Origin of the sequence: Streptomyces sp. LN549 (assembly GCF_043203805.1) — a bacterium.
Lineage (GTDB): Bacteria > Actinomycetota > Actinomycetes > Streptomycetales > Streptomycetaceae > Streptomyces.
Genome location: NZ_JAZHRI010000002.1, coordinates 7,362,091 through 7,382,488 on the forward strand (window position 1 = coordinate 7,362,091; position 20,398 = coordinate 7,382,488).

The window sequence follows — 20,398 nt, forward strand, 5'->3', positions numbered from 1 at the left end:
GCCGGTAGCGAGTAGCCGGCAGCAGGCTGCACGGCGCGAGCGCCCCGGCCCGACCCGTACACGCGGCGTTCACTCGATCCGCCGCGTACGGGCCGGGGCCGCCGCGTTCCCGGAGGCCAGCGGCGAACGCGCCAGTTCCACGCAACCCACGGCGATCAGGCAGAGCGCCAGCAGCTCCGGGAGCAGCCACCAGCCGGTGCGCAGCTCCTCGCCGAACAGGGTCACCCCGTACAGGACGCTGATCAGGGCGTCCCCCAGGGTCAGGCAGGGCTGGACCGCGACCAGCGTGCCCGCCTGCAGCGCGTTCTGGAGGAGGAACAGCGCGCCGACGCCCGCCGCGGCGGTGGCGTAGAGCTGCCAGGACGAGAAGAGTGCCGCCGCCCCGCCGCCGTCGTCGAGCCGGGCCATGGCGTCCTTCATCAGGGCGGCGGTGAGCGCGTACGCGCAGGCAGCGGCCAGGCCCAGCAGCGCCGCCCGGGGATTGCCGCGGGTGGCCAGGGCGCCCCCGATCAGAGCCGCCTCGAACAGGCCCGTCAGGATCAGGGCCGGAACCCACGCCGCCCCGTGAACCGTGGCGCTGCCACCGCCCGGAGCGGCCGACGCCATGCCGAGGGCCAGACCGGACGTCACGGCGGCCACCCCGAACCACACCGGCCTGGGCAGCCTCACCCGCATCACGAAGCCGGCCATCAGGAGCGTCGCCGGCAGCTCGATCACGAAGATCGGCTGCACCACCGCGATCGGCCCGGTGGCCAGCGCCACGGCCTGGCAGACGGCGGCGACGATCACCAGGCCGATGCCGGCCAACCACACCTTCTGGCGCAGCAGATCACCGATCAGTGACAGGCGCATCGCCTTGCTGTCGGGGACGGTGAGGGCGGCGCGGCGCTGGAGGACGGAGGCCGCGCCGTTGCTGAGCGCGGTCAGGACGGCGAACAGGACGCTGATCACCGGTCCATGATGCGGGTGCCGGGCGCGCAATCCGGGGTCCCGCCGCCGGTCGGCACGGCGGCGGGCGGGAGCGCGGGAGCGCGGGAAAATGTCCCATCAGGAACGAACCTGACCGCATGGCCGCGTAGCGTGCCGTCCATGGCCGTGAAGAAGAAGACCTCCGCCGCCGCTGCCCCTGCGGTGCTCTCGCCGCGGGCACTGGGGCGCGCGACCCTGGAGCGCCAACTCCTGCTCCGGCGTGCCGAGATGTCCGCCAAGGACGCCGTCCACCACCTCGTCGGCCTCCAGGCCCAGAACACCAAGCCGCCGTACTACCAGCTGCTCGCCCGGCTGGAAGGCTTCGACCCGGCCGAGCTCGCCGCGCTGATGGAGTCGCGCGAGGTCGTCCGCATCGTCACCCTGCGCTCCACCATCCACACCCACACGGCCGACGACGCCCTGACGCTGCGTCCGCTCGTGCAGGAGGCCCGCGACCGGGAGCTCAGGATCTTCCGCAAGCGTCTCGTGGGCGTGGACCTGGACCGGCTGCGGGACCTCAGCAGGGCGTACGTCGAGGAGGAGCCCCGCACCCCGAAGGAGATCCGCGAGGCGCTGCTCGCCGAGTGGCCGGACGCGGATCCGCAGGCCCTGAGCACGGCCGCCCGCTGTGTGCTGCCGCTGGTCCAGGTCACCCCGCGCGGGGTGTGGGGCAAGAGCGGCCAGGTCGCGCTGACCACCGCCGAGCACTGGCTCGGCAGGCCCTCCGCGCCGGTTCCCGCGCCCGACGCCACCGTGCTGCGCTACCTCGGCGCCTTCGGACCCGCGTCCGTCAAGGACATGCAGATGTGGGCCGGGCTGACCCGGCTGCGGGAGGTCTTCGAACGGCTGCGGCCCCAGCTCGTCACCTTCCGGGACGAGAACGGCGTCGAACTCTTCGATCTGCCCGACGCCCCCCGCCCCGACGAGGACACCCTCGCCCCGCCGCGTTTCCTGCCCGAGTTCGACAACGTCCTGCTCGGCCACGCGGACCGTTCCCGCGTCATCCCGCCGCAGTTCAAGGGACGCAACGGGTTGGGCAACCAGGCGTACGGAAGCGTGCTGGCCGACGGATTCCTCGCGGCGATCTGGCGGCTGGACGCCGGACGGGGCGGCACGCCGACGACCGTCACCGTGCAGGGGCTGCGCCGGCTCGGCGCAGCCGAGCGGGACGCCGTCACGGACGAGGCCGTGGCCATGCTTTCCGTGATGACGAAGGCGGTCACCGACAGCAACGGATACGACGTCCGGTTCGCCTCGTTCATCGACTTCGACGGGTGAACGAGGCGAGGGCGGACAGGAGGGCGGACGGGCGCTGCCCCGCCGACGAGGTCGCGTGGCGGGGCGGTTTCCGAAGCGCGGCGGGCCCGGGCTCAGGCCGGGCCCGCCGCTTCTGCTAGGACTTCTTCAGTGTGAAGTCGGTGGTCACTGTTCCCTTCTTGACGACCTTGACGGTCGTCGTCCTGGGCGCGTATCCGTCCTTGGCGACGATCACGGTGAGGGGGTTGTTACGGGCATCGAGCCAGAGGGCGTAGTGGCCGTCCTTGTCGGTGATCAGGGTGTACGAGGACGCCCACGAGTCGATCTGGACGGTGGCTCCCTTGAGGGGCGCGGTTCCGGCGGCTGACGTGCCGAGCACCGTTCCGGTGATCTTGCCCCAGGTGTTGGGCGGGGCCACCGTCATGGATACGGGGACCGACGCCACCGGGTACGGAGTGTTGGCGGAGATGCCGATCTGGGCCGTGAAGTCCCCCGGCTGGGTGATCTCGTCGACCGAGGCGTTCACCGACACCGTGACCACGACGCTGGCTCCCGGAGCGAGCTTGAACTCCGAGGCGTCCAGAGACAGCCAGCTCACGTCCGAGCCGCCGGTCTGGTCGTAGCCGGCGAGCAGTTCGACGGCGGTGGACGGGGTGCTGGGAGCGTTGGCACCGCCGACCTTGTAGAAGCCCGGGGCGCCGCCGCCGCGGTAGGTCGCCACGTCGGCGTTGGGCAGGGACGACCAGGTCCCGGCGGCCGGGTCGTAGGCGTAACCCGCGTTGGTGAGAGCACCGCCGCTGACGCCGGAGGAGACCAGCAGCAGGCCGTTGGCCGCTGTGGAGGCCGAGGCCCACTGGGTCTTCGGCATGTCCGGCAGGGCCGACCAGGAGTTGGCGGCCGGGTCGTAGACGTATGCGGACTTCAGCTCGCCTGCGCTGTTGGTACCGCCGGAGCAGTACAGCAGCCCGCTGATGGCGCCGCAGGACTCCCAGGCGACGCTGTCCGGGTAGTTTGCCGCGGTGGACCACGAGTTGGCCGACGGGTCGTAGACCGTCACCGAGGTGGAGCCGCAGGCTGTGGTGCAGCCGCCGACGGAGTAGAGCTTGCCGTCCAGGACCGCGGAGCCCGAGCCCGCCAGCGGAGCCGGCGAGGAGGCACCGGTCGTCCAGGTGTTGGTGGCGGGGTCGTAGATCTCCAGTTTGGCGTCCGGAGCCCCACTGGCGGCCCAGCCGCCGACGATGTACAGCTTCCCGTTGATGAAGCCGTGGGCCGGAGCCTCCCGGGTGTCGGCCGCGTCGGCCAGCTTCGTCCAGCCGCTCGCGGCGTCGTAGGAGTACAGCGACCTGGTGTCGTCCGTACCGTCGAAGCCGAACGCCGAGTAGATCTTGCCGTTGTCAGCGGTGACCGCGTTGTCCATGATGGCCTCGGGCAGATCAGCCACGGTCTGCCAGGCTTCGCCACCCTCGGCCGGAGCGACCGCGCCGGACGTGCCGGCCTGGCTCTTCGCCGACAGAGGCGAGTAGTCGCCCTTCTTGCTGATCAGCGGCGCACCCGAGGCGGCCGGTGTGAAGGCGCCGCTCTTCTCGGCCAGCTTGACGGTGGCGTCGGCACCACCGGTGTTCTTGACCGTGACGGTCCTGGTCGCCGAACCGCCCCAGGCGACCGAGGCGTCGACCGCGGCCGGGGTGACCTTGAGACGCCCGGCCTTCAGGGAGAAGTCCTTGGTCACGGTCGAGTCGGCCGCGAAGGTCACGGCCTTGGAGGCGGCGGTGTACTTGGGCTTCGCGGCGGTCAGGGTCTGCTTGCCGACCGGTGCGAAGGCCCAGTAGAAGCCGTCGCCGAGCGCCGCGTCGTCCGGGGTGGCGGCCGAGGTCGTGCTCACGGAGCCGTCACCGGTGCCGCTGACCGTGCTCCCGATGATGCCGTCGCCGGTGTTGGCGTCGTTGACCTGCCCGACGACCAGACCGCCGGGGACGGTTGACAGGCTGCGGCTGCCGATGAACACGTCGTCGAGCTGCCACCACCAGCCGAACTTGCCGGTGAAGTGGAACCGCACCCGGACGTCGGACTTGCCCGCGTAGTCGGTGAGCGGAATGGTGATCTTGGAACCGGTGACAGCGGTAGTGAGCGAGGAGACCGTGGACCAGGTGGTGCCGCCGTCCGAGCTCACCTCGACTTCGGCCTTCTGGCTGGAGTACGTCTTGTAGCTCGTCCGGTAGCTGAGCTCGGGCAGATCCGTGCCCGAGAAGTCGTAGGACGGGCTGGTCAGCGTGGAGTTCTGGAGCTTGCCGCTGCCCGCCTTGTCGCTGTCCACGATGGCGAAGGCGCCCTTGCCGCCGGTGGTGTTCTTCCGGTTGCCCGGGTCGTCGAACTGCCATCCGCCGGTGGTGCCTTCGGCGTTGACGACGGTCCAGCCCTCGGGGGCCGAGGTGGTCGAGTCGAAGGGCTCGGTGGTGCCCTCGTCCACCACCGTGTACCCGGCTGCGGTGCCCGCCCAGGTGTCCACCGGCAGGCTCACGTTGGCGGAGACCGCCGCGTCGCCCACGGTGATGTCCTTGGTGGCGTCCTGGTAACCCGGGTAGTTGCTGGTGACCTTCAGGGTGTACGACTTGCCGGCCGGGAGGTCGACCGAGTAGGTGCCGGTGCTCGGGTCGGTGTGGACGGGCGCGCCGGGCACTCCGTCAACGGTGATCGCCGCGTAGAGCGGCCAGCCGTGGCCGGAACCGTCGGTGATCTTGCCGGAGACGGTCCGGGTCTCGACCGGGCTGAGCGTGAGGCTCTTGGTGACCGAGCCTCCGTCGGTGATCTCGACGCCGGAGAAGGTGGCCGTGTCGTAGCCGTAGGCGGAGACCTTCAGGTCGTAGGTTCCGGGCGTCAGAGTCAGCGAATAGGCCCCGTCCGCACCGGACTTGGCCTGGGAGTCGCCCGCGGTGATCTCCGCGCCTGCGACCGGGTCACCGGTGGTGCTGTCGGTGACGGTGCCGCTCACCTCGCCGTGCGGACCGTTACGGAACGCCTGCACGCCGTTGGGGGTGCCGAGTCCGGTCGGACCGTCCCAGCCCGTACCCGCGGTGCACATCTTGGCCGGGGTGCAGGAGCCGTTGTTGCCGTCGACGACGTCGTTCAGACCGCTGCCGCCGGCCGCGTAGGGGTAGGCGGCCGGATAGGTGCCTGCTGTCGGTGTGCCGGCCGCGGCGTAGGCGCCGGCGATGATCGGCGAGGAGGCGCTGGTGCCGCCGTAGACGGCCCAGCCTTCACCGCCGTAGGTCTGGTAGACCGAGACACCGGTCAACGGGTCGGCGACCGCGGCGACATCGGAGACCGCGCGCTTGGCACAGTCGGTGCTCACGTTCTCCTGCCAGGCGGGCCTGGCCTCGTAGAGCGAGCAGCCTGAGCCCGGGCCGCCGTAGCTGTTGGACCAGACCGATTCGGACCAACCACGGGTGGTGGAGGAGTCCTGCTCCAGGGCTGTGCCGCCCACGGAGGTCACGTACTGCGAGGCCGCGGGGTAGGAGACGCCGTAGGCACTGTCGCCCGATGAGGCGACCACGGCGACACCCGGGTGGTTGTAGTGGGCGTCGAAGTCGGTGGTCTCCGACGGGTCCTCACCACTGCCCGGATCGCTGGTGTAGCCCGTGCCGTAGGAGTTCGAGACGTACTTGGCGCCCTGCACGACCGCTTGGTCGACGGCGGCGCCCATGTCCTCGAAGCTGGCGGAGTCGGCTTCCACCAGGACGATCTTCGCGTACGGTGCGGCTGCCGAGACCATGTCCAGGTCGAGCGAGATCTCACCGGCCCAGCCGCTGTTGGGCGTCGGGTAGTCGGTGCCGCCCCGCTGGTCGACCTTCTTGAAGCAGCCGTTGTCCGTGGTGCAGGCGGACAGTCCGTACTGCGCCCGGTAGACCGCGAGGTCTTCCTCGGCGGTCGGGTCGTCGTAGGCGTCGACGATGGCGATGGTCTGGCCCGCACCGCCGTTGGCCGGCAGGTTGTAGGCGCTCTGGAGGTCGGTGGCGCCCCAGCCGCTCGGGGTGGCGGCGTTGGGCTGGACGCCTTCCTTGGCGGCCACGTCGGTGCGGCGCAGTGCGAAGCAGCGGACCTCGCCGGGCGCGGGTTCGGCGCAGGAGGCCTCTACGGACGGTTTGGTGTCCAGGTCGGAGCCGGCGGGGGCCGCCGCGTTCGCCGCCGGAGCGGTGAGTCCCAGTACGGCGATGGCTGAGGCGCTGACCAGGGCGGTCAGCCCGGTCCAGACCGGTCTCCTCCGTCTGGCGGCCGGTCTGGATGTGCCGGTGACAGTCAATTGCGTGTCTCCCATGTGATGCACGGGTCGACCACACGCTTTTCAGGTCGACGGCGAATGATTTCCGCCGGGCACTATTTAGCTGCCATTCGGGAGGCATATGTCAATGCATCAATTGTTAATTATCTGGTCTGCCGAAACGGCGAAAGTGGCTGCTTTCGAGCGAATCAAGAGAAAAGCGACTTCTGGCTGATTTCAGTGGTCTAGACAGCGGGTGATGTCGCCGGGGTCCGCCGGAGCGGTCCGGTGCCGGGCGTGGTCGGTGTCCTTGGTGGTCGCCGTGTCGGGAGCGGCGGCATCCGGCCCTGTTTCCCTCGCCTTCGGGTCGGCGCGACGCCGTGCGGCCTGTGCGTCGCTGGCCGCAAATCGCCTGCTGGTCAAGGAGAGTTGATGGTTCCTTCGGGTGGGGTCGGAGAGGTCCTGGCTGGGTGGTGCACGGTCGGGCGCTGGTCGAAAGCAGCCAGCGCCGCGTCTGATTCCGGCCACTCGGTGATGGACCGACGGCGCCTGGGTTCTCGCGAGGTGGTCGTGACCAGCACTCTCACCGGTGGCGGACATCGCTGGGCGATCACTTTCGGGCATTGATGTGTGTAAGTTGCATGAGTGTGGCTGGTATCTGCTCCCGGGGGATATCGGAAATGCAATCCCGCCCTGCTGGTCCTGCGGGCCGGTTTGCCGTCCGGTGAAGGGAGTCGCTCAGAAATGGGGGGCGCGGAGAGGTTTATCGTCGACGGTTCGGTGAAAATACCGGCAGGAGTCGGAAGGTAAACCAGGATCGGTGGAATTCTGCGCGGGAGGTGGCGTCCGGGTTCTCTGCCGGGCCTCGGGGGTGCGCGGCTGGGTCCGCCGGACGTCCGGATTCTCTGGGGCTCGGGTGGGCGGCAGGGTCTGTCGGGCCCGATTTGCCCCGCCGGTCCGCGGGCCGGCAGGCGTCGGCGTGGGCGGGGGACCGCTCGCCGACTAAAGGTATAGACCGCAACATCGAACGCTTGAACGCACCGCGGTCGTCGGGAGCATGAGGCCCGTCAGGCTGTCGGGATCATGAGCGATGACGAGGGTGGCGCCGAAAGCTCCTGGTCCGCGCGGCCCGTAGCAGCCACCGCCCCCCTCGCGCATCACTGCGCGGGCCGTTCCGGCGCCGCCCTCGACCTATGGCAGCAGCCCCGCCCGCCGGGCCGCGACGACCGCCTCCAGCCGGGTGTGCGCGCCCAGTTTCCGCATGGCGGAGCGCAGATAGCCCTTCACCGTCTCCGGCCGCAGCGCGAGCCGGTCCGCCGCCATCGCGTTCGTGGCACCCGAGGCGACACAGGCGAGGACGTCCACCTCGCGCGGCGCCAGCTGCAGCCCGCGCGCCCCGGGCACCTGGGCACCCGCCGCCGCGGCGAGCCGCCCGCACACCGCGAGCAACTCGTCGCGCAGCACCGGGTCGACGACCCTCGGCGCGAGGGCGCGCAGCTCGCGGTGTGCCTCCCGGACGTCCTCCCACGCCCCGGGCACGGCCCGGGGGTCGGTGACCTCCTCCCGGGTCGCGGCGAGCAACTGCTGCACCTCGTCCCGGACAGCCAGCGCCTGCTCCACGTCGCGGGCCGCCGAGACCGCCGCGTCGAACGTACGGTCCCCGAGCGTGAGGGGCTCGCGCAGCGCCCCGTACAGCACACCCCGCACCTTGCGGCGTACGACGACGGGCACGGCGACCACCGAGCGCAGACCCTCCGCGGCGACCGCCGTGTCGTACTCGTGGCTGATGTGGCGCGAGGAGTGGTAGTCGGTCACCGCGCACGGCCGCGACAGCGCGATCGCCTTCCCGCCCAGACCGCTGCCGGCCGAGATCACGAGCCCGCGCAGGGCCGTGGTCTGCGCCCCGTTCAGCTCGGCGATCCTGGCGTGGCGGGTGTCGGAGAGCAGCCCGCCGAAGGCCACGGGCAGCCCGCTCGTCCGGCGCAGCCGCAGCAGCGCCGCTTGCAACTCGACCGCATCGACCGATTCCGGCACGCTGATGCCTCTCCGCCCGGCTCCGGAGGACACGGCGTCCCCCGCGCACCCCCGTTCGGGGGTGGTGAGACCTGGGTCACTGTTTACATGATGTTAAGTGACCGGTCCGGTCCGCAATGAGGAGGGCACATGTCGGCAACCAGTGCGACGGAGACGTTCCGGGCCGCCCGGGACTTTCTGCTTCGGCACCGCGAGGACTACACCGCGGCGTACGAGGGCTTCAGCTGGCCCCGCAGCGACCACTTCAACTGGGCGCTCGACTGGTTCGACGTCATCGCCGAGAACAACGACCGCACCGCCCTGCACATCGTGGAGGAGGACGGCGGACGCACCGAGATGTCCTTCGCCCGGATGTCCGCCCGCTCCAACCAGGCCGCGAACTGGCTGCGCGCCCAAGGCGTACGGGAGGGCGACCGCATCCTCGTCATGCTCGGCAACCAGGCCGAGCTGTGGGAGACCGCCCTGGCCGCGATGAAACTGCGCGCCGTCGTCATCCCCGCGACGCCGCTGCTGGGCCCCGTCGACCTGCGCGACCGGGTCGAGCGCGGCCGGGTCCGGCACGTCCTGGTCCGGGACGCCGACACCGGCAAGTTCGACGAGGTGCCCGGCGGCTACACCCGGATCTCCGTGGGCGCCGACACCGAGGGCTGGATCTCCTACACCGGGGCCGACGAGCAGCCGGAGACCTTCACGGCGGACCGCGAGACCGACGCCGACGAACCACTGATGCTCTACTTCACCTCGGGCACCACCGCCAGCCCCAAGCTCGTCGAGCACACCCATGTCTCCTACCCCGTGGGTCACTTGTCGACGATGTACTGGATCGGGCTCAAGCCCGGCGACGTCCACCTCAACATCTCCTCGCCCGGCTGGGCCAAGCACGCCTGGTCCAATCTCTTCGCCCCGTGGAGCGCCGAGGCGACCGTCTTCATCTTCAACTACACCCGCTTCGACGCCGGCCGGCTGATGGCCGAGATGGACCGTTCCGCCGTCACCAGCTTCTGCGCCCCGCCCACCGTCTGGCGCATGCTCATCCAGGCCGACCTCTCCCAGCTGAAGACCCCGCCGCGCGAGGTCGTCGCGGCGGGTGAGCCGCTGAACCCCGAAGTCATCGAAACGGTCCGGCGCGCGTGGGGCGTCACCATCCGCGACGGCTTCGGCCAGACGGAGACCGCCGTCCAGGTCGCCAACACGCCCGGTCAGGTCCTGAAGGCCGGGTCGATGGGACGCCCGAGTCCCGGCTTCAAAGTCGTCCTCCTCGACCCGGTCAGCGGTGAACCCGGCGCCGTCGAGGGAGAGATCTCGCTCGACCTGTCCGGCCATCCGGTCGGCCTGATGACCGGTTACCACGGCGACCCGGACCGCACCGCCGAGGCCATGGCGGGCGGCTACTACCGCACCGGCGACATCGGCTCACGCGACGCCGACGGCTACATCACCTACGTCGGCCGCGCCGACGACGTCTTCAAGGCCTCCGACTACAAGATCTCCCCGTTCGAGCTGGAGAGCGCCCTGCTGGAGCACGAGGCCGTCGCCGAGGCCGCGGTCGTGCCGGCACCCGACCCGGTGCGGCTCGCCGTCCCGAAGGCGTACATCGTGCTGGCCGAGGGCTGGGAGCCCGGACCGGACACCGCCAAGGTGCTCTTCGCCCACTCCAGGGCCGTGCTCGCCCCGTACAAGCGGGTCCGCAGGCTCGAGTTCGCCGAACTGCCCAAGACCGTCTCCGGGAAGATCCGCCGCATCGAGCTGCGCGAGCGCACCGCCCAGGGCGCGGGGACGGAGTACAGCGAGGGGGACCTGACGTGACAGAGCCGTCATACGCCCACGGCACCGGCACCACCCCCCTGCTCGGCGACACCATCGGGCGCAATCTCGACCGGGCGATCGAGTCGTACCCGGGCCGCGAGGCGCTCGTCGACGTGCCGTCCGGGCGGCGCTGGACGTACGCGGAGTTCGGCGCGGCCGTCGACGAGCTGGCCCGTGCTCTGATGGCCTCGGGCGTGGCCCAGGGCGACCGGGTCGGCATCTGGGCGGTCAACTGCCCGGAGTGGGTGCTCGTCCAGTACGCGACCGCGCGCATCGGCGCCGTCATGGTCAACATCAACCCCGCCTACCGGGCGCACGAGCTGGAGTACGTGCTGAAGCAGGCCGGGATCTCCCTCCTGGCCGCCTCGCTCGCGCACCGGACCAGCGACTACCGGGCCCTGGTCGACGAGGTCCGGGCGAACTGCCCCGCCCTGCGCGCCGTGCACTACATCGGCGACCGCTCCTGGGACGAACTGCTCGCCGTCGCCGGAGCGGTGACCGCAGAGCAACTCGCCGCCCGTGAGGCGGGGTTGTCCTGTGACGACCCGATCAACATCCAGTACACCTCCGGCACTACCGGCTTCCCCAAGGGAGCCACCCTCTCCCACCACAACATCCTCAACAACGGCTACTTCGTGGGCGAGTTGGTCGCCTACACCGAACAGGACCGGGTCTGTCTGCCGGTGCCGTTCTACCACTGCTTCGGCATGGTCATGGGAAACCTCGGCATCACCTCGCACGGCGCCTGCATCGTGATCCCGGCCCCCGCGTTCGAACCCGCGGCCGTCCTGGCCGCCGTCCAGCAGGAGCACTGCACCTCGCTGTACGGCGTCCCCACCATGTTCATCGCAGAACTGAACCTCCCCGATTTCGCCTCGTACGACCTCTCCTCGTTGCGTACCGGGATCATGGCCGGATCACCCTGCCCGGTCGAGGTGATGAAGCGGGTCGTCGCCGAGATGCACATGGACGAGGTGTCCATCTGCTACGGCATGACGGAGACCTCCCCGGTCTCCACCCAGACCCGCCGCGACGACGACCTGGAGCGCCGCACCGGCACGGTCGGGCGCGTGATGCCGCACATCGAGGTCAAGGTCGTCGACCCGGCGACGGGTGTGACGCTGGAGCGCGGTGCGTCGGGCGAACTGTGCACCCGCGGCTACAGCGTGATGCTCGGCTACTGGGAACAGCCGGAACGGACCGCGGAGGCGATCGACGCGGGGCGTTGGATGCACACCGGGGACCTCGCGGTGATGCGCGAGGACGGCTACGTACAGATCGTCGGCCGGATCAAGGACGTGATCATCCGGGGTGGCGAGAACGTCTATCCGCGGGAGATCGAGGAGTTCCTCTACCGCCACCCCAAGGTCGCCGATGTGCAGGTGGTGGGCGTGGCGGACGAGCGGTACGGCGAGGAGATCCTGGCCTGCGTCATCCCGGCGGACCCGGCGGACCCGCCGAGCCTGGAGGAGGTGAGGGCCTTCTGCCACGAGCGGCTGGCGCACTACAAGGTCCCGCGCCTGCTCCGGATCATGGAGGCCTTCCCGATGACGGTCAGCGGGAAGGTCCGGAAGATCGAACTGCGGGAGAACTACGGCCGGTAGCGGGCCGTGACGGGCGCCGGGGCGCCGTCAGGCGGCTTCGATGATGTCGCCGGCGGTGCCCTGGGTCGCGGCCGCCCATTCGATCAGGAGTACCTCGTAGGCCGCGGACTCCATGGGGGACCAGTCCTGGCCGGCCTGCGCGTCCACTAGCGCGCGGATCGCCTCGTTCGCCTCGACGGCGGCGGGGTGGGCCGGTTGTGCGGGAAGGGTGTTCTGCGACGGAGTCGCGGGTCTGGAGGGTGTCGCGGGTGGAGAAAGCCGTGGAGTTAAGACCATGCGCCCCACTCTAGGGCCCGCCACTGACAACAGACCGAACATCTGTGGCCCCTGGCTCGAACGTGACCGATAGCACTCACTGTGGCCGGACGGTTTCTGTGAGGTGCGGCACGTCGCGCCGCATGCAGACCCGCGGCCACCGGTCGAGGCCGTGTTCCGCCTCCTCGGCGCGAATCTTGCGCAGCCCGTCGGTGAGGTCGGACTCCGTCAGGACGCGGAAGCCGAGCCGGGCGTAGTACGGCGCGTTCCACGGCACGTGGGAGAAGGTCGTCAAGGTCAGCGCGGGCAGGCCGCCGGCCGCGGCCCACCCGGCGACGTGGTCGATCAGCGCGCTGCCCAGGCCGCGCCGGGCGGCCGACGGATGGACGGAGACCTGCTCGACATGGGCGGAGCCGTCTACCTCATCGGCGATGAGGTAGCCGAGGGGCCGGTTGTCGGGGCCCGTGGTCACCCAGGCGCGGCCGGCCGCGCGGTAGCCGTTCAGCAGCTCCACGGGCGGTGGGTCGTCGTCGGCCACACAGGACATGCCGAGGGTGCGGAAGGGTTCACCTGCGGCGCGCTCGATGTCCTGGAGAAGCGGGAGATCGGAGCGGCTGGCGAGACGGATGGGCATGCTCAAGTATGGCGCGTGACGCCTGCTCGGGAGGTGGTGTGCCGGACTCAGGCGCCGGTGCTGAGCAGTTCGTCCGCCGGGCTGTTCACCGGCTGCGGGGTCCCGGTGAGGTCCATGACGAACAGCGGGATGCCGAGACCGTCCGCCCGCTCCCTGGCGTCCGGCGCGTACCCCGCGAGCGAGAAGAACACGCTCGACACCGAGGTGCTGAGCGCGTTGAGCCACAGGCATTCGACGTCGCGCAGGGCGGTCGGCCGGGTGGTGGAGTCGACCTGGGCGATCAGCCCGGCCGCCCGCAGGTCGATCCGGGACGCCGGACGTTCGGCGGGCTGCACGACATCGCGGTAGCCCAGCCACTTCAGGTAGAGCGCGGCGGCGCCGACCGCGTCACGCGCGGTACGGATCGTCTGTGGCCGGAAAGTGGGGCGCGGGGCGGGAGCCGTGCGCGGCAGTGGTATGTGGGACGGCCGCACGGACCGGGAGGACGAGCCGCCCACGCGGCCGGGAGCCGCCACCGGCCGGACCGGGATCCGCAGCACGGCCCCGCACGGGCAGCACAGCTCCGGCTGCGGCCACTGGTCGTGCCGGCCGCAGCCGCGGCAGCGCACCGTCACCCAGTCGTCGTTCCAGGTGCGATGGGTGATCGGCGTGACGGGGGCACCGCGCAGCAGGGGCGGTGCGGTCGGTGCGCCGCACGGACACGGGTAGACGGGCGTGGCGTACGCGTGGTCGCGGCGGCAGGCCGGGCACCGTACCGGCACTGATTCCACCCTCGGACTCCTTCCGGCCCACTGATTCCGGCCCACGGGCATGTGGCCGGCCCCTGAATGCGGGCCGGCTCCGCTCCGTACCCCCATGCTCCACCACGAGCGAGGCCCGGGGGAGGGACTTGGGGTACTTCGCGGTGCCCGTCCGCGCGCGTGGCGCCCCGCGCCCCCTCTCTTGACGGCTGTCCGGGCGCACTTTAGATTTGCTTCCGTATAGCAGAATCAAACTTCCGTAATGCGGAATTGGTGCTCTCAGGTGGCGCGACAGAGCCCGACTCCACCCAGGTCCGAGCAGGAGCACTCAATGCCTCGAATGACCGCTGCCCGAGCGGCAGTTGAGATCCTCAAGCGCGAAGGCGTCAGCGACGCGTTCGGTGTGCCGGGCGCGGCGATCAACCCCTTCTACGCGGCCCTCAAGGCCTCCGGCGGGGTTCATCACACGCTCGCCCGCCACGTCGAGGGCGCCTCCCACATGGCGGAGGGCTACACCCGGGCCCGCCCGGGGAACATCGGCGTCTGCATCGGAACGTCGGGACCGGCCGGCACCGACATGATCACCGGCCTGTACTCCGCCATCGCGGACTCGATCCCGATCCTGTGCATCACCGGCCAGGCCCCGACCGCCGTGCTCCACAAGGAGGACTTCCAGGCGGTCGACATCGCCTCGATCGCGAAGCCGGTCACCAAGGCGGCCACCACCGTGCTGGAGGCCGCGCAGGTCCCGGGCGTCTTCCAGCAGGCCTTCCACCTGATGCGCACCGGCCGCCCCGGCCCGGTCCTCATCGACCTGCCGATCGACGTCCAGCTCACCGAGATCGAGTTCGACCCCGATCTGTACGAGCCGCTGCCGGTGCACAAGCCCGCCGCGACCCGCAGGCAGATCGAGCGCGCCGTCGAGATGCTGAACGCCTCCGAGCGGCCGCTCCTCGTCGCGGGCGGCGGCATCATCAACGCCGACGCGTCCGAACTCCTGGTGGAGTTCGCCGAGCTGACCGGCGTCCCGGTCGTCCCGACCCTGATGGGCTGGGGCATCATCGCCGACGACCACGAACTCAATGCCGGCATGGTGGGCCTCCAGACCTCGCACCGCTACGGCAACGCGAACTTCCTGGAGTCCGACTTCGTCCTCGGCATCGGCAACCGCTGGGCCAACCGCCACACCGGCAAGCTGGACGTCTACACCCGGGGCCGGAAGTTCGTCCACGTCGACATCGAGCCCACCCAGCTGGGCAAGATCTTCGCCCCCGACCTCGGCATCGCCTCCGATGCCAAGGCCGCGCTGGAACTGTTCGTCGAGGTGGCGCGTGAGCTGAAGGCGGCAGGCAAGCTGAAGGACCGCACGCAGTGGGCCGCCTCCACGCAGGAGCGCAAGGCGTCCCTCCAGCGGCGCACGCACTTCGACAACGTGCCGCTGAAGCCGCAGCGCGTGTACGAGGAGATGAACCGGGCGTTCGGCCCCGAGACCCGGTACGTCACCACGATCGGCCTCTCCCAGATCGCCGGCGCGCAGATGCTGCACGTCTACCGGCCGCGCCACTGGATCAACTGCGGTCAGGCGGGCCCGCTCGGCTGGACCATCCCGGCGGCCCTGGGTGTGGCGACGGCCGATCCCGAGGGCTCCGTCGTCGCGCTCTCCGGCGACTACGACTTCCAGTTCATGCTGGAGGAGCTGGCGGTCGGCGCGCAGCACCGCATCCCGTACGTGCACGTCCTGGTGAACAACTCCTACCTGGGGCTGATCCGCCAGGCGCAGCGCAACTTCGACATCGACTTCCAGGTCAGCCTGGAGTTCGAGAACCTCAACTCCCCGGAGCTGGGCGTCTACGGCGTGGACCACGTCAAGGTCGTCGAGGGTCTGGGCTGCAAGGCGATCCGGGTCACCGAGCCGGACCAGCTGCTGCCGGCCTTCGAGGAGGCGAAGAAGCTGGCGGCGGAGTTCCGGGTGCCGGTGGTCGTCGAGGCGATCCTGGAGCGGGTCACGAACATCGCGATGAGCGGTACGGACATCGCGTCGGTCAACGAGTTCGAGGACATCGCGACGGAACCGGGCCACGCGCCGACGGCGATCCGCCCGTTCGTGAAGGCCTGATCCGTCGGGCCTGCGGCCCCTGCTTCCCGTTCACCGTTCACCGGGGGAGCAGGGGCCGCCTTGTCGCTGCCCACGATCCACTGCCCGGGCGTGGCAGTGAGTCAGGACAGGACCAGCAGGTCCATCCAGCTGGTCGCCGGCTCCGCGGGGCCGGCCTCGGCCGCCGCGCGCAGGTCCGCCATCCCGGCGGCGAACTCCTCGTCGGTGATGCCCCGCAGTTTGGAGTCGGCGTCGCGGCGGATGCTGTCCGCGAACGCCGCCAGCGTGGGCGCGCTCTCCTGCGGTACGGAGTGCAGAGCGACCCGGGAGAAGCCCGCGGTGGCGAACGCCGCGCAGACCCGTTCGACACTCGGGTAGGTGCTGATGGCGCGCTCGGTGGCGGGGAAGTACCGCACCCGCAGGTCGCGGGCGGCCCGTCCGGGGAACACATTGCGGATGAGGACCGGCGCCCCGGGCTTCAGGGCCCGGCGCAGTTCGCGCGCCGCCGCCCGCGGGTCGGACAGGTGATGGATGACCGAGCCCAGCCAGGCCGCGTCGGCGCACCCGTCGGGTACGGGCAGACTCTCGGCCCGTCCGTCGTGCACTTCGATGCCCTCGGCAGAGGGAATGAGGGCGCGCATCGCCTCGGCCGGTTCGACGGCCAGGACGCGTACGCCGAACCACTCGTGGAACGCGGAGGCGAAGGCGCCCGTCCCCGCGCCGACGTCGAGTACGGTCCCTCCGGGGGCGAGACGTGCCTCCTTGCTGATGATCTCGCGCCAGGCCGCGAGCCCGGCGCGGGGAACCTCCCGCGCGGCCCGGTAGTCCTCGGCAGTGCGCCGGTCGTACGGAATCGCTGTCATGTGCCCTCCAGGTGGTGCGCTGCTGTGCCGACTCGGCCGGTCCGCGGTGCGAGTCCGTTCAGTACGGGGGTCAGGTCCGGTTCCGTGCCGTCTTCCCGATCAGCGAAGATCCCGTAGAAGAGCCAGCCTCTCGGGGGTGCGAGGGTGGACGCCGCGAGGGGGAGGATCCCCGGCCTGTCGTCCCCGGCGAGCAGCCCGGCATCGGACAGGGCGTGGACGAGCCGCTCGAAGTAGTCATCGTCCGCGACCGGTACGAAGGCCATGCGGAGCCTGACACCGAGCCGGGCGGCGATCAGCGCGGGCGAGAAGCGGGCGTTCACCTCGAGTACGGGGACGAGCTCACCCGACGTGGTCGTCATCGAGTCGACGGCCAGCGGCCCGTGGTAGCCCTCGGCGGCCACCGCGGCCGCCACCGCCTCCACGGTCTCGCGGTACCCGGCGCGGTCGAGCTGTTCCAGCAGCGCGGCGCCCGCCGGGCCGGAGCCCCGGAAGGAGTGCCCCTCGTTGACCAGTTCGCGGGTCCCGTGCCAGGTCACCTGCCCCGCCGGACCGATGTCCAGGTGCGTGACGAAATCGGCCGCCCGCTCGTACAGCGGCTGGACGACGAATTCGATCCGGTCCTCCCGCCGGGCCAGGGCGAGCAGGAGCCTGTCCAGCCTGGCGGCCGTTTCGACCACGAAGTTGCCCTGGCCCGAGACGCCGTAGGGATCCTTGACCACGCACGGCGCCCCGGCGGCGGCCGCGCGCAGTTCGTCCGCCGAGGTGACGACCACGCCCGAGCCGGGGTAGCCGAGCCGGGTCGAGAACGTCTTGGAGTTGACCCGGCGGACCGTCCCGGCGTCGGGCTGCCGTCCGTCGAGCCCCATGCGGGTGAGCGCCGCCCGGGTGCTCGGCAGTACCGCGTACGGGGCGCAGGCCAGTCCCGCGAGACCGGCCGTGTCCATGCCGTGCGCCGCGAGCCGCTCCTCCACCGGCTCCCCGGCAGGACCGGGCACCGGCAGGTGCCGGGCGCCGAAACCGGCCGCGTGCATCATCTCGGTGAAGGCGGCCGGGGGCCGGTGATGGGTGAGGAGCACGTCGGCGGGGCGGCAGAGCGCCGCGAGCAGCTCGTCCATGCCGCTCAGCAGACGCTCCGCGTGCGGGTCCCGCAGAGCGGGCAGCCGGGCGAGTCCCTGGGGCCGCCAGTGCCGCTCGGCGTCGCAGCTGCCGAACCGGACGGTGCCCCCCGCGGCGGTCATCCGGAGACGTCCTGAAGGGCGGGCCCACCGGAAAGGAAGCGCTCCTCGATGCGCGCCAGGGTCCGGAAGTCGTCGACGCTGACGGTTCCCAGGTCGATCGGGCGGCCGGAGACCTCTTCCAGGAGGTAGATGAACTCCAGGAAGTCCAGGGAGTCGACGAGCCGCCCTTCGATGAGGTCGAGTTCAGTGCCGATCTCTCCGGTCAGCTCGGGGTTCTTGCTGTAGAGCCAGTCGACTACCTGCTTCATGAGCGCTTCTCCTGTGTGTTGTGGGTGTGGACGGGGCCCGGCGCCGGCAGGGCCGGGGCGCCGACCGCGATGGCGGCGGCCCAGTCGCCCTGGTGGGTGATGCTCACCGACCAGGAGGTGAGTGCCCTGCGTCCGGCCGCGGCGAGGGCGCTGCGGTGCGCGTGGACCAGAGGCGCCCCGCCGGACGCACGCAGGATCTCGATGTCGCGGTGCAGGACGAAGTCGTCCTGGGGGGTGAGCAGTTTGATGAACGCCTCCTTGGCCGCCAGACGGCCGGCCAGGGTCGCGTGGCTGCCGTTGCGCACACCGTCCAGCTCGCGCAGCTCCCGCTCGGTGAACTGGTCGCCGAGCCAGCGGGGCCCGAGCCGGGCCAGCCGCTCGCCCACCGACGGGATGTGCGTCAGGTCGACGCCGACCGCTACCGGCGCACCGGCTGCCAGCTCATCGAGGAGGGCGGTGAGGCGGGACCTGTCGGTGGTCGTGGCCGCGCTCACCGGGCGCCGCCGACAGCTTCGGCGTCCGTCCGGATCGCCCCGCGCAGCTCGTCGCGCAGCCGGGCGACCACGGTGGCGGCGGGCAGTACCGCGTTCACATGGCCGACACCGGCCCCGGCATACCGGGCCATCTCGTCCACCCGCCCCTCGGCCTCCAAGGTGGGGGCCGCCGCCGAACCACGCGGAACGGGCCGGCGGGCACCCATGACCGTGGTCCAGGCGATCAGGTGGGCCGGCAGCGGCTCGGCCGCCTCGGTGACCGGGCTACGCAGGACACGATGGACCCGGCCGGGCCAGCCGATCGAGAACCGGTCCGTCATCACTGTGTCGCCCGGCCCGGCCACGGTGAGCGCCTGCCGGTACGCGGGGTGCGCGCCGGACTCCTCGGTGGCGACGAAAGCCGTCCCGCACAGGGCGCCCGACGCCCCCAGGGCGGCGAGTCCGAGCAGATCCGCGCCCCGGTGCACGCCCCCGGCGGCGAACAGCGGCACGCCGAGGCGCCGCTTGGCGGTCCGCGCCAGGAGCTGCCGCACGGGGAGGGTCCCGAGGTGGTGGCCGCCCGCGTCGGTTCCCTGGAGCACCACGGCGCGGGCGCCCATCGCGACGGCCGCGTCCGCGTCCTCGGCGGTTCCGACCTGGACCACCAGGCGGTGACCGGCCTTGCGTACCTCCCGCGCGAACGGAACGGGCGGCAGGCCGTAGCTGTTCACGACGAGTTCGCGGTCCGCCGCTTCCAGGACGGCCCTGAGCTGATCGGCCAGCAGCGCCCCCGCGACCTCGGGAATCACGTTGACACCGAAGACGGCGGGCGTGGCCCGCGCCGTGGCCGCGACCAGGCCGGAGGCCAGGGTCCGGTCGCTCTTGTAGAGGGCGACGGTGCCCAGCGCCCCGGCGCCGCTGACGGCGGCGGCGAGCGCGGGGGTCGCCACCCCTCCCATCCCGGCCTGGATCAGCGGCAGTTCGGTCCCCAGCGCGGCCGCCCCCGCGGCCAGCGGCGGGGGCAGCCGGAGAGCGGGGTCAGCCCCGGACATCGCGGAGCCTCGCCAGGGCCGACTCGGCGCTGCCGTACGTCAGTTCCATCGCGTGGACCCAGCGCTCCACACCGAAGGCGGTGCAGCTGCTGTGCGCGGTGGCGCCTTCGGTGGTGATGCCGAGGCGTTCGCCGAAGAAGTTGCGGTGCCGGTTGACGGAGGCGATGGCCGTGCCGTCCTTGGCGAGGAACTCGTACTTGACGGGGTCCAGCGCCATCAGCTTCGCGCGGGAGCCGGTCTTGTCGTAGAAGGGGTCGTTGGCGGGCTCGTAGCTCAGCTCCACGCCCAGATCGGCGGCGAGGGCGGTGATGAACTCCTTCGACGCGGCCAGGTGTTCCGCCGCACCCTGCGAGGTGCCCAGGTAGATGACCTCGCGCATGTGGAAGCCCCACAGGCGGCGCAGCCCGTCGTAGTGCGTCTCGTTGCGGAAGCAGCGTCCGACCGAGGTGAGGCGCTGCCCGGCACCGACCTCCTGGCCCTCCAGGGAGAGCAGCAGCCCGTAGCAGGTCGCGGAGGGAAGCATGTAGCCGGTGGCGGCCAGGGACACGTCCGCGGGCGCGGATCCGGCCGCCAGCCCGTCGATGCCCTCCTCGGTGAAGCGCCCCGCGGACACGCCCAGGTGCGGGAAGTTGCGGAAGTAGTCCAGCCGCGCCAGCCCCTCGGCGGGAAGCAGCGGGGGGCCGACGACGGCGGGGGCTTCCACCTGGGCCGCCAGCTGGGTGAACAGGTCGTCGAGGGCGTGGAACAGCGCGGTGCGGGCGGGGCCCAGCGGCACGAGGCCGGGTCCCGGCTGCCGGAGCGCGGCCGTGTCCGACGGCGGGGCGGAAGAGGTGGCGTGCGTGGTCATGGGGCGGCTTCTCCTTGAGTCCGGTGCG

At 71.2% G+C, this 20,398-nt stretch carries 17 protein-coding genes; 4 read left to right on the forward strand and 13 right to left on the reverse strand.

Going from position 1 to position 20,398, the window contains the following annotated elements:
- Positions 1–69: 69 nt before the first annotated feature.
- Positions 70–951, reverse strand: a complete 882-nt coding sequence (locus tag SH922_RS32885) for a DMT family transporter (RefSeq protein ID WP_393062197.1) — start codon at positions 949–951, stop codon at positions 70–72.
- Between the two features lie 138 nt (positions 952–1,089).
- Between SH922_RS32885 and SH922_RS32890 the strand changes: the two genes are divergently transcribed.
- Positions 1,090–2,247, forward strand: a complete 1,158-nt coding sequence (locus SH922_RS32890; protein ID WP_393062198.1) for a winged helix DNA-binding domain-containing protein — start codon at positions 1,090–1,092, stop codon at positions 2,245–2,247.
- Positions 2,248–2,362: 115 nt separating this feature from the next.
- Here the strand turns inward: SH922_RS32890 and SH922_RS32895 are convergent, their stop codons facing one another.
- The 3 genes from SH922_RS32895 to SH922_RS32905 form a co-directional block, all read right to left on the reverse strand.
- Entirely contained in the window at positions 2,363–6,523 is a 4,161-nt protein-coding gene (locus SH922_RS32895) for a carboxypeptidase regulatory-like domain-containing protein (RefSeq protein WP_393062199.1), read from the reverse strand.
- A 195-nt stretch (positions 6,524–6,718) separates the two neighbouring features.
- Positions 6,719–6,904, reverse strand: coding sequence for a hypothetical protein (locus SH922_RS32900; protein ID WP_393062200.1), 186 nt, complete (start codon positions 6,902–6,904; stop codon positions 6,719–6,721).
- 768 nt (positions 6,905–7,672) lie between these two features.
- Entirely contained in the window at positions 7,673–8,515 is an 843-nt protein-coding gene (locus SH922_RS32905) for a response regulator transcription factor (protein WP_393062201.1), read from the reverse strand.
- Positions 8,516–8,644: 129 nt separating this feature from the next.
- Between SH922_RS32905 and SH922_RS32910 the strand changes: the two genes are divergently transcribed.
- Positions 8,645–10,321: an AMP-binding protein gene (locus tag SH922_RS32910; RefSeq protein ID WP_393062202.1), complete on the forward strand. Its 1,677-nt coding sequence runs from the start codon at positions 8,645–8,647 to the stop codon at positions 10,319–10,321.
- On the forward strand, positions 10,318–11,925 hold the full coding sequence (locus tag SH922_RS32915; protein ID WP_393062203.1) for an AMP-binding protein: 1,608 nt from the start codon (positions 10,318–10,320) through the stop codon (positions 11,923–11,925). Before SH922_RS32910 ends, SH922_RS32915 begins: the two co-directional genes overlap by 4 nt.
- Before the next feature lie 27 nt (positions 11,926–11,952).
- Here the strand turns inward: SH922_RS32915 and SH922_RS32920 are convergent, their stop codons facing one another.
- The 3 genes from SH922_RS32920 to SH922_RS32930 all read right to left on the reverse strand — a co-directional run bounded on the left by SH922_RS32920 (position 11,953) and on the right by SH922_RS32930 (position 13,584).
- Positions 11,953–12,201, reverse strand: a complete 249-nt coding sequence (locus tag SH922_RS32920) for a hypothetical protein (protein WP_393062204.1) — start codon at positions 12,199–12,201, stop codon at positions 11,953–11,955.
- A 76-nt stretch (positions 12,202–12,277) separates the two neighbouring features.
- A complete protein-coding gene (locus tag SH922_RS32925) occupies positions 12,278–12,814 on the reverse strand; it encodes a GNAT family N-acetyltransferase (RefSeq protein ID WP_393062205.1) in 537 nt (178 codons plus the stop codon).
- 47 nt (positions 12,815–12,861) lie between these two features.
- Positions 12,862–13,584, reverse strand: coding sequence for a hypothetical protein (locus SH922_RS32930; protein WP_393062206.1), 723 nt, complete (start codon positions 13,582–13,584; stop codon positions 12,862–12,864).
- Positions 13,585–13,894: 310 nt separating this feature from the next.
- On the opposite strand from SH922_RS32930, the gene gcl reads away from it, so the two are divergent.
- Entirely contained in the window at positions 13,895–15,670 is a 1,776-nt protein-coding gene (gene gcl, locus SH922_RS32935; RefSeq protein ID WP_393062207.1) for a glyoxylate carboligase, read from the forward strand.
- A gap of 101 nt (positions 15,671–15,771) precedes the next feature.
- Here the strand turns inward: gcl and SH922_RS32940 are convergent, their stop codons facing one another.
- Genes SH922_RS32940 through SH922_RS32965 form a run of 6 tightly spaced genes read right to left on the reverse strand, consistent with a single transcriptional unit; the run spans position 15,772 to position 20,370 of the window.
- Positions 15,772–16,512: a class I SAM-dependent methyltransferase gene (locus SH922_RS32940; protein ID WP_393062208.1), complete on the reverse strand. Its 741-nt coding sequence runs from the start codon at positions 16,510–16,512 to the stop codon at positions 15,772–15,774.
- Positions 16,509–17,750: a hypothetical protein gene (locus SH922_RS32945; RefSeq protein WP_393062209.1), complete on the reverse strand. Its 1,242-nt coding sequence runs from the start codon at positions 17,748–17,750 to the stop codon at positions 16,509–16,511. The genes SH922_RS32940 and SH922_RS32945 overlap by 4 nt, the downstream gene beginning before the upstream one ends.
- Positions 17,747–17,998: an acyl carrier protein gene (locus SH922_RS32950; RefSeq protein ID WP_389061522.1), complete on the reverse strand. Its 252-nt coding sequence runs from the start codon at positions 17,996–17,998 to the stop codon at positions 17,747–17,749. Before SH922_RS32950 ends, SH922_RS32945 begins: the two co-directional genes overlap by 4 nt.
- Complete coding sequence (locus SH922_RS32955) at positions 17,995–18,492, reverse strand: holo-ACP synthase (RefSeq protein WP_393062210.1); 498 nt, start codon at positions 18,490–18,492, stop codon at positions 17,995–17,997. Before SH922_RS32955 ends, SH922_RS32950 begins: the two co-directional genes overlap by 4 nt.
- The gene (locus SH922_RS32960; protein WP_393062211.1) at positions 18,489–19,523 is read right to left on the reverse strand and encodes an NAD(P)H-dependent flavin oxidoreductase; all 1,035 of its coding nucleotides are present in this window, start codon (positions 19,521–19,523) and stop codon (positions 18,489–18,491) included. The genes SH922_RS32955 and SH922_RS32960 overlap by 4 nt, the downstream gene beginning before the upstream one ends.
- On the reverse strand, positions 19,510–20,370 hold the full coding sequence (locus tag SH922_RS32965) for a hypothetical protein (protein ID WP_393062212.1): 861 nt from the start codon (positions 20,368–20,370) through the stop codon (positions 19,510–19,512). The genes SH922_RS32960 and SH922_RS32965 overlap by 14 nt, the downstream gene beginning before the upstream one ends.
- Between the last annotated feature and the right edge of the window lie 28 nt (positions 20,371–20,398).